Source organism: Brevibacillus parabrevis (assembly GCF_003710905.1).
Taxonomy (GTDB): Bacteria; Bacillota; Bacilli; order Brevibacillales; family Brevibacillaceae; genus Brevibacillus; species Brevibacillus parabrevis.
Map to the genome: position 1 here is coordinate 14,889 of NZ_RHHV01000002.1, position 13,360 is coordinate 28,248.

14 protein-coding genes are annotated in these 13,360 nt (G+C 48.8%); 12 read left to right on the plus strand and 2 right to left on the minus strand.

All coding sequences use genetic code 11. The features are described 5' to 3' along the window. The first annotated feature begins 93 nt into the window (after nucleotides 1-93). From mnmG to EDM60_RS00700, 3 genes are all read left to right on the plus strand, one after another. The gene (gene mnmG, locus EDM60_RS00685) at nucleotides 94-1,992 is read left to right on the plus strand and encodes a tRNA uridine-5-carboxymethylaminomethyl(34) synthesis enzyme MnmG (protein WP_122962232.1); all 1,899 of its coding nucleotides are present in this window, start codon (nucleotides 94-96) and stop codon (nucleotides 1,990-1,992) included. A 14-nt stretch (nucleotides 1,993-2,006) separates the two neighbouring features. Continuing rightward, nucleotides 2,007-2,723 carry a 16S rRNA (guanine(527)-N(7))-methyltransferase RsmG gene (rsmG, locus tag EDM60_RS00690; RefSeq protein WP_122962233.1) on the plus strand — a complete coding sequence of 239 codons (717 nt, stop codon included), beginning with the start codon at nucleotides 2,007-2,009 and terminating at the stop codon, nucleotides 2,721-2,723. Between the two features lie 524 nt (nucleotides 2,724-3,247). Continuing rightward, nucleotides 3,248-3,808, plus strand: a complete 561-nt coding sequence (locus EDM60_RS00700; RefSeq protein ID WP_063231689.1) for an MgtC/SapB family protein — start codon at nucleotides 3,248-3,250, stop codon at nucleotides 3,806-3,808. A 555-nt stretch (nucleotides 3,809-4,363) separates the two neighbouring features. On the opposite strand, the gene EDM60_RS28340 is transcribed toward EDM60_RS00700, so the two are convergent. Next, nucleotides 4,364-4,672 (minus strand): hypothetical protein, encoded by a 309-nt coding sequence (locus EDM60_RS28340; RefSeq protein ID WP_141254205.1) that lies wholly within the window; start codon nucleotides 4,670-4,672, stop codon nucleotides 4,364-4,366. 53 nt (nucleotides 4,673-4,725) lie between these two features. Between EDM60_RS28340 and noc the strand changes: the two genes are divergently transcribed. The 6 genes from noc to EDM60_RS00730 all read left to right on the plus strand — a co-directional run bounded on the left by noc (nucleotide 4,726) and on the right by EDM60_RS00730 (nucleotide 11,033). Further along, nucleotides 4,726-5,571, plus strand: coding sequence for a nucleoid occlusion protein (gene noc / locus EDM60_RS00705; protein WP_122962235.1), 846 nt, complete (start codon nucleotides 4,726-4,728; stop codon nucleotides 5,569-5,571). A gap of 754 nt (nucleotides 5,572-6,325) precedes the next feature. After that, entirely contained in the window at nucleotides 6,326-7,084 is a 759-nt protein-coding gene (locus EDM60_RS00710; RefSeq protein ID WP_063231686.1) for a ParA family protein, read from the plus strand. Then, nucleotides 7,081-7,926, plus strand: a complete 846-nt coding sequence (locus tag EDM60_RS00715; protein WP_122962236.1) for a ParB/RepB/Spo0J family partition protein — start codon at nucleotides 7,081-7,083, stop codon at nucleotides 7,924-7,926. Before EDM60_RS00710 ends, EDM60_RS00715 begins: the two co-directional genes overlap by 4 nt. A gap of 15 nt (nucleotides 7,927-7,941) precedes the next feature. Further along, nucleotides 7,942-9,096 carry an aminotransferase class V-fold PLP-dependent enzyme gene (locus EDM60_RS00720; RefSeq protein ID WP_122962237.1) on the plus strand — a complete coding sequence of 385 codons (1,155 nt, stop codon included), beginning with the start codon at nucleotides 7,942-7,944 and terminating at the stop codon, nucleotides 9,094-9,096. 23 nt (nucleotides 9,097-9,119) lie between these two features. After that, on the plus strand, nucleotides 9,120-9,830 hold the full coding sequence (locus tag EDM60_RS00725) for a DUF554 domain-containing protein (protein ID WP_122962238.1): 711 nt from the start codon (nucleotides 9,120-9,122) through the stop codon (nucleotides 9,828-9,830). Nucleotides 9,831-10,133: 303 nt separating this feature from the next. Beyond that, on the plus strand, nucleotides 10,134-11,033 hold the full coding sequence (locus EDM60_RS00730; RefSeq protein ID WP_122962239.1) for a diacylglycerol/lipid kinase family protein: 900 nt from the start codon (nucleotides 10,134-10,136) through the stop codon (nucleotides 11,031-11,033). A gap of 80 nt (nucleotides 11,034-11,113) precedes the next feature. Here EDM60_RS00730 and yyaC read toward each other — a convergent pair whose 3' ends face one another. Continuing rightward, nucleotides 11,114-11,719, minus strand: a complete 606-nt coding sequence (gene yyaC / locus EDM60_RS00735) for a spore protease YyaC (RefSeq protein WP_122962240.1) — start codon at nucleotides 11,717-11,719, stop codon at nucleotides 11,114-11,116. Nucleotides 11,720-11,933: 214 nt separating this feature from the next. On the opposite strand from yyaC, the gene EDM60_RS00740 reads away from it, so the two are divergent. From EDM60_RS00740 to EDM60_RS00750, 3 genes are read left to right on the plus strand one after another with little or no spacing between them, the layout of a single operon-like run. Continuing rightward, nucleotides 11,934-12,215 carry a putative Se/S carrier protein gene (locus EDM60_RS00740; protein WP_122962241.1) on the plus strand — a complete coding sequence of 94 codons (282 nt, stop codon included), beginning with the start codon at nucleotides 11,934-11,936 and terminating at the stop codon, nucleotides 12,213-12,215. Further along, entirely contained in the window at nucleotides 12,212-13,093 is an 882-nt protein-coding gene (locus tag EDM60_RS00745; RefSeq protein WP_122962242.1) for a mechanosensitive ion channel family protein, read from the plus strand. The genes EDM60_RS00740 and EDM60_RS00745 overlap by 4 nt, the downstream gene beginning before the upstream one ends. Nucleotides 13,094-13,111: 18 nt before the next feature. Next, entirely contained in the window at nucleotides 13,112-13,324 is a 213-nt protein-coding gene (locus EDM60_RS00750; RefSeq protein WP_063231675.1) for a DUF951 domain-containing protein, read from the plus strand. Nucleotides 13,325-13,360: the final 36 nt, after the last annotated feature.

Genomic DNA, 13,360 nt, shown 5'->3' on the forward strand with positions numbered 1-13,360 from the left:
GAAAGAAGTCGTACTGTATTGGCAGGACGCAATCGTTTTTATGAAAAGAAAGTTAGATGCGAGATAGCACTTATGAGCAAGGGGGAAAACAAAATGAACGCTGTACCTGCGTATGAAGCAGGCTCGTTTGACGTCATCGTAATCGGGGCAGGTCATGCGGGGTGTGAGTCAGCTTTGGCTGCGGCACGCATGGGCTGCAACACGCTGCTTTTGACGATCAATCTGGATGCGGTCGCTTATATGCCCTGCAATCCGTCGGTAGGTGGTCCGGCAAAAGGCCACGTTGTACGGGAGCTGGATGCACTCGGCGGCGAAATGGGACGAAATACGGATAAAACGCATATTCAAATGCGGATGCTGAATACGGGAAAGGGTCCTGCTGTACATGCTTTGCGTGCACAGGCAGACAAGTTTGCCTACCAGCACGAAATGAAGAAAACGATTGAAAATACGCCAAATTTGATCCTCCGCCAAGCCATGGTCGAGGAGCTGCTCGTCGAAGATGGAGTATGCGTAGGGGTCATCACCCAGACAGGCGCTCGCTACAAGGCTAAATCCGTCGTGTTGACTACCGGAACGTACTTGCGCGGAAAAATCATCCTTGGCGACTTGCAGTATGAGAGCGGGCCGAACAACATGCGCCCGTCGATTCGCCTGGCGCTGCATTTGAAAGAGCTTGGTTTTGAAATGACTCGCTTCAAGACGGGAACGCCGCCTCGCGTTCATAAAAACAGCGTTGATTTTTCCAAAATGGAGATTCAGCCTGGCGACCCTGTTCCACGGGCATTTTCTTATGAAACGACAGAATTTATTATGGACCAGCTGCCTTGCTGGCTGACGTATACCAATGAAGACACGCATGGCTTGATCAATAGCAATTTGCACCGTGCTCCGATGTACTCCGGCATGATTGAGGGAACCGGGCCGCGTTACTGTCCGTCTATTGAGGATAAAGTGGTGCGTTTCAACGATAAGCCACGCCATCAAATCTTCCTGGAGCCGGAAGGGCGAAATACAGAAGAGATGTACGTACAAGGCTTGTCCACGAGCTTGCCGGAAGACGTGCAGCTGTCCATGTTGCGCTCGATGGCCGGAATGGAAGAAGTCAAAATGATGCGCCCTGGCTATGCGATCGAGTACGATTCGATTGTGCCGACACAGCTTTGGCCGTCGCTGGAAACGAAGAAATTGCCGGGATTGTTTACTGCCGGGCAAATTAATGGAACATCTGGCTATGAAGAAGCAGCGGGCCAAGGTTTGATGGCCGGGATCAATGCTGCACGCCGCGTTCAAGGGAAACCGCCTGTCATTTTGGGCAGGGAAGAGGCGTATATCGGCGTGCTGATCGACGACCTCGTGACAAAAGGAACGCATGAGCCGTATCGGCTGCTCACTTCCCGGGCCGAGTACCGTTTGCTTTTGCGCCACGACAATGCCGACTTGCGCCTGACTGATATCGGCTATGAAATCGGCTTGATCAGCGAAGATCGCTACAGACGCTACAACGAAAAACGCCGATTGATCGAGCAGGAAAAGGAACGTGTGGAAAATACGCGTGTACGCCCTGATATGCAACATGTGCAGGAAGTATTGCGCGCTGCCGGTTCGCCGGAATTGACAGAAGTGATCGAGCTGGCTCAGTTGTTGCGTCGTCCAGAGATCAACTACAGCCATATTGTGGCGATGGTGCCAGCCCCGGAAGTTTTGCCGGACGATGTGACAGAGCAGGTAGAAATCCAGATTAAATACGATGGCTACATCAAAAAGTCTTTGCAGCAAGTAGAGCGGATGAAGAAAATGGAGGAACGCCGCATACCAGCCGACATCGACTATCATCAAATTTCCGGCTTGTCCAAAGAGTCCCGCGAGAACATGTCCAATATCCGCCCGCTGAACATCGGGCAAGCAGCGCGTATCGCCGGGGTTACTCCTGCGGACATCTCGGTATTGATGGTGTATCTGGAGTATAAACGCGTAGGGGCAGCGGAGTAAGGAGATTAGCCAAAATGACTAAAGAACAGTTTGCCGAGGCGCTTGCCGCACAAGGCATTTCCTTAACAGAGCGTCAAAAGGAGCAATTCGACCACTTTTTCCGTTTGCTCGTGGAATGGAACGAAAAAATGAATTTGACAGGCATTACGGAAGAAGGACAAGTGTACGTCAAACATTTTTACGACTCGATCACCCCTGCCTTCTACTTTCCTTTTGACCAGGTAAAATCGGTAGTGGATATCGGAGGAGGAGCCGGGTTCCCCAGCATCCCGCTGAAAATTTGCTTCCCGCATGTGAAAATGACGATTATTGATTCGTTGAACAAGCGCATGGGCTTCTTGCAGCATGTAGCGAGTGAACTGGGGCTGGAAGATGTTCATCCGGTGCATGGACGGGCAGAGGATCGCGGGCAGGAAGCCAACTATCGGGAAAAGTTTGATCTGGTCGTAGCACGGGCTGTAGCCCGCCTGAATTTGCTTTCTGAATTTTGTTTGCCATTTGCTCAGCCAAAAGGTCATTTTATCGCTCTCAAAGGGGCAGATATTACGCCGGAGCTGAACGAAGCGAAAAAGGCAATCAAGACGCTGGGCGGCAAAACACGAAAGGTCGAGACGTTCCAACTGCTGGAGGAAGCAGGAGAGCGCAACATCGTGATTATCGAAAAGGTTGAAGCTACACCCAAGAGCTATCCGCGCAAAGCGGGCGTTCCTGCGAAAAAACCGCTGGTATAGTGACTGTATAGGCTCAAGGAACGATGGAAAGATCGCAGTTGGACGCTGCGGTCTTTTTTTCTGTGAAAAAAATCTCGATGTTTTTCATGAAATGGGATGGGACCGCTCGCGATCAACAAAACGGTCATGACCGTTTTGGGGGCAAAAGCCTTGGTGTGTTGCTGTAAAAAGGGAAATGCGATTGAGTGTCGATTGCCGCCTAAAACAGTCATGGGTGGTGTGGTTTCGTTTCGTGGAAAAAGCTTGTGCCAAGGAGAGGGAGGTTTTGGGGGCTAATGACGTGACGTGTATTTCCACCTTTTTCTCGAACGGGGGTTTTCTCGTGGCAAAAGTAGCGGATATCTTTTGGCAATCTATTGATAGGAGCAGAGGAAAGGTGTCTCTGTGTGTGTATCGGCCACTGACCGATTGGGGAGCGGGCCGACTAAACGAATCTACTTTTTCAAGCATGGAACTCTTTCAGAGGGCATATACATACCAGTAACGTTGCAGGGAACGACAACCGTTCTGAGAGGATGATAGACATGGAAGAAGTGTGGATGTCTCTTTTTCCATCAGAGCTTCCGACCATATTGCTGAGGCTGTTTCTCGCTTTTTTGGCTGGAGCCATCATGGGGTGGGAACGCGAGCGTTTTATCAAGGATGTGAGCAGACAACGAGGAGCGGGTTTTCGCACGTACAGCCTGGTTTGCTTCGGATCATGTCTGTTTGGACTAGCTTCGATTTACGGCTTTCAGTCCAGCGGGGTAAACAACGACCCGGGCAGGGTAGCTGCTCAGGTGGTGACTGGCATGGGCTTTTTGGGAGCGGGAGCCATCCTCAAATTTAACGGTTCCGTTAAAGGCTTGACTACGGCAGCAGGGATGTGGGTTGCGTCTGCCATCGGATTGATGTTTAGTGCCGGAATGTATATTACGGCGATTGTCGCTGCCTTCTTTGCCTACCTGACTTTGGACTTTCATCGACTGTTTCCGAAGCTTTTTGCTGTCACCAAGATTTCACATCCTACAGATGAGAGCATAGGAGGAGAGGAGCGGGGCAAACACAGCGGCAGAGCCAATTTCTATGACCATGATCACGATTGATGTTTCACGTGAAACGTTTTTCCCAAGCAGGAATTGGGCAAAGCTTGCAGAATTACTTATATAAAAGAAAACCGAAGTCATTTGCCTAGAAAATGACGATAGGTCAAAGGGGATTTTTCAAAACGATCGGATAGGCAAGAAGCGTCTTTTAGGAAGGACAGTCTGTAGGGCCTGAGAACCTTGTAAGCGAGATTTATGCGCTATCCTCTAAAGGAAACGGAGGAAATGAGGGAAAGAGACATTTCTGAGGGAAAGTGGCTGACGGTCTGAAATGCGAGGAGGACGGAAACTAGCTCTGAAGAACTAGCCTCCTTTCACAGTGTGAACAGAACATCTATCTCCACAAACATTTTCGAAAAGACTCGATCAGGTCCGTGCATGACTGAATGGTTGTCATTCACAGCAAGCATGTACTCTTCTGGCAAAACCTTGAAAGCGCACACACCGATGGATTTTGTCATGGAAGCGGGGATGACAAACTGTAGGCACAAGGAAATTGGGTATACGGTGAATAGTCCCTTCCAGCCGATGTATAAGAGAGACAGACAAATAGCTTCATGAAAAGATTCTGTCGTATGCATCATGCATAGACAGGGCCTTTTTTTCACGTGGAGGATTGCCTGCGCCTTCGCCAAGCAAAAGGGAATGGAAAAGATGATGTCGCGAAACGATTGGGGTGTTGTCAGCAAACGCTGCCAGGAGGTTGCTTTTTGCTGGCGATTGTTTCAAAAGACTCATCTGGTCGAGTATGCGTGGTAATGAGGTTGGAATGACTGATGAAGAAGCCCGTGCCATTGTAGCAGCAAGATTTTTTGTGAACAGCTTGGCGATGTTGATTTTTCCAGAGGCAATCACAAGCAGCACCGTAAGGATTACCAATAGTACGGATGGAACGGGTAGAAGTGGGGGATTTTTCTATGGCAGTAAGGGATTCATTTTCTCGGATTTTTGGATTAACGGACAAGACAGAGAATGAAGAGATCAGGCAATTACCAGTCGAGGAGATTGTACCGAATCCATACCAGCCTCGAACAGTATTTGATGACGAGAAAATCGATGAGCTGTGTCAAACGATACGCACTCACGGGCTTATTCAACCGATTGTTGTACGGTTGAGAGATGGTCAGTATGAGTTGATTGCCGGAGAACGACGTTTACGGGCAACAAAAAAGCTGGGCATGGAAAGAATCCCTGCGATTATCAAAGATTTCAATGATGCGCAAACAGCTTCCATTGCTTTGATTGAAAATCTGCAGCGAGAGGGATTAACAGCAATTGAAGAGGCGGTTGCCTACCAAAAGCTGATTGATTTGCACGACCTGACACAGGAAAGCCTGGCTCAACGCTTGGGAAAAGGACAATCCACCATTGCCAACAAGCTGAGATTGCTGCATTTGCCGCAAGAGATTCAAGATGCGCTGTTGATGCGACAAGTAACCGAGAGACACGCGAGAGCCTTGATCCCGTTGAAGGATGCGGAGTTGCAAAATAAAGTGCTGGCCGAGATCGTCGAGCGAGAGTGGAATGTCAAGCAAACAGAAGTGCGAGTCAAACAGCTTCTGGAAGCAGCAGAAAATCCAAAAGCGGAAAAAGAGTCGAAGCCGCGTTGGAAGGCATTTTCCCGAGACGCTCGTATCGCCATCAATACGGTGCGGCAATCGATTGATATGGTCATGCAGACGGGTCTGCCCGTAGAGACAAATGAAGAAGACCATGATGAATTTTATCAATTTACGATTCGGATTCCGAAAAACAACAAGTAGGAATGCCGCTTAGATTGGAGCAGATGACAGCGAGGGGGTCTTCGCTGTCTTTATAGAACATAGATAGCAAAAGCAGCAAGGGGATGGCGACAAGGTCGCCTTTCTTTTTGGGCAAATGTTGAAAGTAGCAAAACATGATGGTAGGACAAAAGGAGAAAAGCAGGTAGGCGGGCAGGGAGTTTTTTCTGTTCAAAATCGATTTGTCTGTAAACGTTTGTCAGAATCAGGCGCATCTTTTCCAGCAAAAAGGGGTCAATTGGAACTGTTCGGGCAAAATTAAAGACAAATTGTCTCAATATCAAAAAAACAGCGTACGGGCAAGCATTAAATCTGGTAACATGGGTATTACCGAGCCAGATCATGCGATTAATGGCTGTTCACTTCTGTAAAATGGAAGGGCGTCTTGCGGTTTGTTCGTATCCATAGCCCAGAGGATGAACGAGTTTTTGGGCACCATGTAGCGGATGGCAGAAAGAGTGCGTAATTATAGGTAACGAGGATCACTTTTCATGGTGGAGCAGGCTGATGTTTGCAGAGTACGTTATGTGTCAGACGGCGGGATTGTTGCACGAATGGCAAGCATCGCCCTGAACTGAACGTTCAGGCTGTACAAGCAGCTGGCCAGGCAATGAAAATGATCCATTTATGAGTCAATGAGCGTAAATAGATATTGATATGGGCGTTCCGGAAGGCTGTCGATTGTTTCATGGCATAATCAGCGGCATTCCTACACGAAGAGAATGAGGTGGAGAAGTTGGGTAAAATCATTGCGGTTGCGAACCAGAAAGGCGGCGTCGGAAAAACGACTACGTCCGTCAATCTAAGTGCTTGTCTGGCCGCATTGGGGAAAAAGGTGCTGCTGGTGGATATTGATCCACAAGGGAACGCAACCAGTGGTATCGGGGTAAACAAAGCCGATGTGCGCTATTGTATTTATGATGTTCTCATTAATGACATCAGCCCCGTAGATGCGACTTTGCCTACCGAGATCGAAGGATTGATGATCATTCCGGCTACGATTCAATTGGCGGGAGCGGAAATCGAATTGGTTCCGACCATTTCCAGAGAAGTGCGTTTAAAAAAAGCGCTGGAAGTAGTGAAGGACAAATACGATTTCGTCATTATCGATTGCCCGCCTTCTTTGGGGATTTTGACAGTCAATTCGTTGACTGCTGCTGATTCCGTTTTGATTCCGATTCAATGCGAATACTATGCATTGGAAGGTTTGAGTCAGTTGTTGAATACGATCCGACTGGTCCAAAAACATCTCAATTCGCAGTTGTCGATCGAAGGGGTCGTGCTGACGATGCTGGATGCACGCACCAACTTGGGGCTGCAAGTCATTGAAGAAGTGAAAAAGTATTTCCAGGAAAAAGTATACAAAACGATTATTCCACGCAATGTTCGCTTGAGCGAAGCGCCATCACATGGACAAGCCATTATCACGTACGATCCACGTTCGCGTGGTGCAGAAGTTTATTCTGACTTGGCGAAGGAAGTGGTTGGGGTATGAGTAGAGGTTTGGGAAAAGGGCTGAATGCGCTTATTACCTCCAATCTCATTGAAGAAGGGGAGCAAGTGAAAGAAGTCTCCGTCAGTGAGATTCGTCCCAACCCGTATCAGCCCCGTAAAGAATTTGAACAATCGGCTATTGATGAATTGGCACACTCCATTCGGGAGCATGGCATTATCCAACCATTGATTGTTCGGAAGAGCATCAAGGGATTTGAGCTGGTAGCGGGAGAAAGACGTTTGCGCGCCGCAAAGCTGGCGGGATTGAAACAAGTCCCTGTAGTGGTCAAAGCTTATACGGATCAGCAGTTGATGGAAATCGCCCTGATTGAAAACCTGCAAAGGGAAAACCTGAACCCTTTGGAAGAAGCCGAAGCGTACGAAAAGCTGATCGCACACCATGAGTACACGCAGGAGCAGCTTGCACAACGGATCGGAAAAAGCAGACCGCACGTAGCGAATATGCTGAGGTTGTTGCAGCTTCCCGAAAGCATTCGCAAGCTGGTCGCAGCTACAGAGCTGACGATGGGGCACGCCCGTGCACTGTTGAGTGTATCGGATGAAAACATGCAAATGCAGTTGGCAAAGGATGTCGTGGAAAAAGGTCTGAACGTCCGCCAATTGGAAGAACTGGTCAAGCAGTTGAATGTTTCACGTGAAACAAAGAAAAAAAAGCCGGCAAAAAATGAGCCGATTTTGATAGAGATGGAAGAACGGTTGCGCAGTCGCTTTGGAACCGCCGTCAAAATTAAAAAGGGCGCAAAACGCGGCAAGATCGAAATTGACTTTTATTCGCAGGAAGATTTGCAGCGAATCATTGAGATACTGAATGATGAGAAGTAAGTCCGGGAGGTAGTCATGGCGATCATCTATTTGGATAACGCAGCGTCAACTTGGCCAAAGCCACCAGGCGTGAAGGAGCGAATGGCTGAGGCCATCGAAGATTTTGCCGCTAACCCTGGTAGAGGTGGACATACCTTGGCGATGAAAGCGAGCAAGACCGTGTTTCGGACACGCGTGCAGTTATCGCGGTTGTTTGGGATTCAAAACCCGAATAACCTCTTTTTTTATCTAAATGCGACACAAGCACTCAATCAGGCGATCAAAGGCTACCTGAAAGCTGGCGATCATGTGATTGCTTCTTCCGTGGAGCACAACTCTGTCAGACGTCCGATTGAATATATGCGCCGTGAGCATCAAGTAGAAGCGACTTTTGTCGAGCCGAGAGCGGATTTCCTTTTTCATGTAGAGGACTTTGTCAAGGCGATTCAGCCGAATACGCGCTTGCTGGTAGTCAGCCACGCTTCCAATCTCACAGGTGTGATTTTGCCGATCGCTGAATTGGGGCAACTGGCAAAAGAAAGAGGTATCGCCTTTTTGGTAGACGCTTCTCAAACAGCCGGGGTACTGCCGATTCACGTAGAGGAAATGAAGATCGATATGCTGGCGTTTCCTGGGCATAAAGGGCTGTATGGGCCACAAGGCACGGGCGGTTTATACGTGCATGGCGACATCGATCTGGAGCCTTTGATTCATGGGGGAACAGGAAGCCAATCGGAAGCGATTGATCAACCGACTACACGCCCTGACCGATATGAGAGCGGTACGCTGAACACGGCTGGTTTGGCTGGCTTGCAAGCTGGCGTCGATTTCATTCTCGAACGAGGGGTGGATCGCATCCGTGAGCACGAGTGGGAGCTGGCGAAGCAAACGATCATTGGTTTACAGCAAATTCCCGGCGTTCAGGTGTATGGTCCAGGGATTGAGACAGAACGGGTTGCCGTCATCGCCTTCAATATCGGGGAAGTGGATGCTTCTGAAGTCTCGTTTATTCTCGATCAGCAGTATGGAATCGCTACGAGATCAGGGTATCATTGCACACCGCTTGGGCATCAAACAGCAGGGACCGAGCAGCGTGGAGCTGTGCGTGCCAGTTTTGGGATTTTCAACACAGAGAAAGACGTAGAAGCGCTTATGAACGCCGTGAGAGAGATAGCATCCGCGTTTTCGTAATGCAGCTATAGGGGGACACAATCGTGATCTTGTTAGGCACCCTGGTAAACGCTGGCGCCATCATCGTAGGAGCCTTGTTGGGCAGGCTTCTGACGAAAATTCCTGATTCGATACGACATACTGTCATGCAGGGCATCGGTCTTGCTGTCATGATTTTGGGAGTCAAAATGAGTCTTGGATCGGGGAATTTTTTGTTGGTGATCGTCAGTATTGTGTTGGGGGCAATCGTAGGAGAATTGATTGGGATTGAAAAAGGCTTGAATCATCTGGGGCATTGGCTGGAACGAAAGGTTGGCGGAGGCCAGGGAAGTATTGCCACAGGCTTTGTGACAGCGACTTTGGTCTATTGCATCGGTGCGATGGCTGTGCTCGGAGCCATGGACAGCGGATTGCGAAACAACCATGATATTTTGTTCACCAAAGCACTTTTGGACGGATTCTCCGCCATCATTTTCACTTCGACACTAGGAATTGGCGTCATGTTTTCGGCTGTGCCTGTATTTGTGTACCAAGGTTTGCTTACCTTGCTCTCAACGCAAATCTACAACTTTGTGAGCCAGACGATGCTCGATGCGATGTTGGCAGAAGTAACGGCAGTAGGCGGCTTGATGATTATCGCTATCGGGATTAACATTTTGGAGATTAAAAAGATCAATGTGGCGAACATGCTGCCAGCATTGTTGATTGCGGCTCTCGGGGTTCCTTTTAGCGAATGGTTGTCCAAGTTTTTATAAGAGAGTGGAAAAAGATTCTTCCTGAACGGGAGAATCTTTTTTTTGTAGGCAAAATCAGCTTTGCATATGGGACTGAGGCAGTCAAACAGTGGGGTGGGCGCGGACCTGCTGGTACGGGCAACAAAAAGCAAAGGAACAAATGCCGATAATAAAAGAGTCGATGAAATACTGGCAAGCGCACTGCCAAAAATGTTAAGAAGCTTGTAAGGGCCGGCATGACATAAAAAACCGCTATCATCAAAAGAAAATGTCGTGCGATAATGACGAGTAGAACAGAAAGCGCGTTATGGGGAGAGAAAGTCAATGGTAGGTTTTATCGTCAATCCTGTGGCGGGTAATGGCAAAGGGAAGAGAATCTGGGAGAGGATAGAGCCTGCTGTAAGTGGTCTGGGAGCTGTTTTTGTCGTCAGGGAGACATCTGGTGACGGGTCAGCTGAAAAACTGGCAAAAGAGATGATTGAAAAAGAGGGAGTAAATAAAATCATTGCCGTAGGGGGAGATGGAACCGTTCACGGTGTATTGAACGGAATCTATCAATCGGGCCAGTCATGCAAGTTTGGCTTGGTGCCGGCGGGATCAGGAAATGATTTTGCCAGAGCGCACGGGATTGCCACAAATCCTGTCGTGGCAGTAGAGCGGGTTTTGTCAGAGACAGCGGAAAAACGAATTGATTTGATGTGGATGAACGGGCGTGTTGCGGCAAATTCGATTGGTGCCGGATTTGATGCGCAGGTAGCAAGAGCGACTGATCAGGCAAAATACAAGGCATGGTTGAATCGGTGGCGATTGGGCGGTTTGGCGTATGTGATTTCCGTGTTGCGTGAACTGCGCAAATTCCAGCGCAGCAATCTCGTCATGCAAGTGGATGGACAAGTCATCAAGATGGAGGCAGCATGGCTCGTAACAGCTGCCAATATTCCGAATTACGGCGGGGGAATGAAAATTTGTCCCATGGCTGTAGCAAACGATGGTTGGGCCGATATTTGCGTCGTCAGCAATGCGAGCTGTGGGGAACTGTTGCGCGCCTTTGCGAAAATTTATTTTGGCTCTCATATTCATCATCCGAAAGTTTCATTTTATCGAGGGCGCCAGATCACGATTGAGACCGTTAGACCGTATTTGGTTCATGCAGATGGAGAGTTGGTTGGTGAAACGCCGATCGAGATGAAAATGCTGCCGGATCAGCAAGCGATTTTTGTATAAAAAAGGGACCTGTCATCCACATGGGAGTAAGACAGGCCAAAGCAATACGTATAGATGTTGAAAAGGTCGAGGGAAGATGGTCAGTCGTGCAAAACACTATCCAAACGGTTCGGCGAAGCAGCCATTGAAGTGGCTTTGGCCAAACCAGAAGCAATAATCTCTGCCATGTTCATGACGACGGCAAGACGGGTGTTTTGGAGAACGAAATACTCCATGAAGCCGCCGACATTGACGATTCCCGTGATATGGAACGTACCGACAGGCGGCAGTTCCTTTTTAACCCCAGCGCCAGGCTTTAGAGGCCCGCTGATGACGTTGATGTTGCCTACGTGGCTGAATTGGCCGAGACAGGCATCGACGGCAATCAGGGTAGATCTGGGGTGAGTTTCTTGGATGGAATCGAGCTTTTCTTTGAGATTCATCGCATGCACTGGATCGTCCAGCGTGCCGTAAATTTGCAAATGGCTTGGTGCGGCCGCTTGCAGCTTGGTTCCGACAAGAGGACCGAGTGCGTCACCCGTGGACCGATCTGTTCCAATACATACAATCACAATGTCTTCTTCATACGGTTTTAAGCGAAAGCGCTGCGCAAGGTGTCTAGCCAGATGATCCTCTGCGTTTTCACTGCGGTATTCCACTTTAAAAGGTGGCAAAGAACAGTTTTTGAGATTTTCAAATGTACTCATGGCTACCCCCACTCTTGCGGTCTTGGCTTAAAAGTTATAGAAGAGTATTCACAGTATAGTACCGATCCGTCATTTTTATACCTGCTAATGAGAAGGTTGTGTAGGTTTTGAAAAATCAGGGAAGCTGGCAAGCGGGATTTTGAACAGGTAAAATAAGAAGTGCACGAAGGAAAAGCTTTGCCAATAAGAAAGCAAAAATCCGGGAGGGAGATGGATGGAAGGAGAGACTGTACTGATTGCGTTTGATTCCACGCAGCAAGCTTTACGTGCAGAGATGCTGCTGGAGTACGAAGATATTGATATTGACACAAGACCGACGCCAAAAGAGATAACAGCCGGCTGTGCCCTGTCCATTGAATTTCCTCTGCCTGATTACTCTCGTGCCAAAACGGTCATGGAAGAGCAGCAAGTAGTCATCCGGGGATACTTTCGCCAGTTCCTGGGCAAGTACCAGGAAGTCGACGAAAACGGCAACCAGAAGGAGAGGGCAGAATGAATACAGAAAGCTTTTTTGAAAAAATATACGGTGAAATTTACAACTACGTAGCAGATGCAAACATGTGGGTAAGTATAGGGATGACGCTGCTGAAAATCGTTGGAATCATCATCGCATCGCGAATTGTGGTGTCGCTGGTGCAAACAGCAGTCAATCGCGTTTTCCAGCATCGTCAGGGAGCCAAGATACACCTGGATCAGCGCCGCGTCGATACGATGCGCGTGCTCGTCAACAACATCGTCCAGTACACGCTGTACTTCCTGGCGATTTTGATGATTTTGCAGCTGGTCGGCATCGATTTGAAGCCTGTTTTGGTGAGCGCAGGGGTGTTGGGGCTGGCAGTCGGTTTCGGGGCACAAAGTCTTGTCCGTGATATCATCACCGGGTTCTTCATTATTTTTGAAGACCAGTTCGCGGTTGGCGATGTCGTAACGATCAATAACATGACAGGTACTGTACAGGAAATCGGCTTGCGAATTACCCGTGTGCGCAGCTGGACTGGAGAGGTTCATATTTTTCCGAACGGCACGATCACGCAAGTAACCAACTTTTCGCTGCAAAATACGTTGGCTGTCGTGGATGTTTCGGTAGCGTACGAAGAGAATCTGGGTCAGGTGGAAGAAGTTTTGAAGGAAGTGCTGGCAAAAGCGCAAACCGAGCTGGACGATATCGTGGCAGAACCGCAAATTCTCGGAGTGCATGCATTGGGGCCGTCTGAGGTCGTTATGCGCGTAACAGCCGAGTGCAAGCCGAATACCCACCACGGCGTCAACCGCAATCTGCGCGCCATGATCCGCACCGAGTTTACAAAGCGCGGCATCCAGATTCCGTATCCAAAAATCGTTACGATGTCGGGTAAGGCACAGGGGCAAGCATAGGCAGAGAGGAGAAGAGAGATGGAAAGGAAGCAATTTGGACTGGGGGACGTTGTACAAATGAAAAAGCCGCATCCATGCGGCACAAATGCGTGGAAGGTCATACGCATGGGGATGGACGTACGAATCAAATGTACGGGATGCGACCATAGCGTAATGATTGGGCGGCTGGAGTTCGAGCGCAAACTGAAAAAAATACTGGTTCGCGCAGAGGAAGAAGCGCAGGAGCAATAGCCATTAGCGATAGCGAAAAACTTTTGAAGGACCTGT

What these genes read in the sequence shown, in the direction of transcription:
- EDM60_RS00720 (WP_122962237.1), top strand. Translation starts at nt 7,942, where the DNA reads ATGGCGATCATCTATTTGGATAACGCAGCGTCAACTTGGCCAAAGCCA.
- rsmG (WP_122962233.1), top strand. Translation starts at nt 2,007, where the DNA reads ATGACTAAAGAACAGTTTGCCGAGGCGCTTGCCGCACAAGGCATTTCC.
- noc (WP_122962235.1), top strand. Translation starts at nt 4,726, where the DNA reads ATGGCAGTAAGGGATTCATTTTCTCGGATTTTTGGATTAACGGACAAG.
- EDM60_RS00750 (WP_063231675.1), top strand. Translation starts at nt 13,112, where the DNA reads ATGGAAAGGAAGCAATTTGGACTGGGGGACGTTGTACAAATGAAAAAG.
- EDM60_RS00745 (WP_122962242.1), top strand. Translation starts at nt 12,212, where the DNA reads ATGAATACAGAAAGCTTTTTTGAAAAAATATACGGTGAAATTTACAAC.
- EDM60_RS00700 (WP_063231689.1), top strand. Translation starts at nt 3,248, where the DNA reads ATGGAAGAAGTGTGGATGTCTCTTTTTCCATCAGAGCTTCCGACCATA.
- EDM60_RS00715 (WP_122962236.1), top strand. Translation starts at nt 7,081, where the DNA reads ATGAGTAGAGGTTTGGGAAAAGGGCTGAATGCGCTTATTACCTCCAAT.
- mnmG (WP_122962232.1), top strand. Translation starts at nt 94, where the DNA reads ATGAACGCTGTACCTGCGTATGAAGCAGGCTCGTTTGACGTCATCGTA.
- EDM60_RS00730 (WP_122962239.1), top strand. Translation starts at nt 10,134, where the DNA reads ATGGTAGGTTTTATCGTCAATCCTGTGGCGGGTAATGGCAAAGGGAAG.
- EDM60_RS00740 (WP_122962241.1), top strand. Translation starts at nt 11,934, where the DNA reads ATGGAAGGAGAGACTGTACTGATTGCGTTTGATTCCACGCAGCAAGCT.
- yyaC (WP_122962240.1), bottom strand. Translation starts at nt 11,719, where the DNA reads ATGAGTACATTTGAAAATCTCAAAAACTGTTCTTTGCCACCTTTTAAA.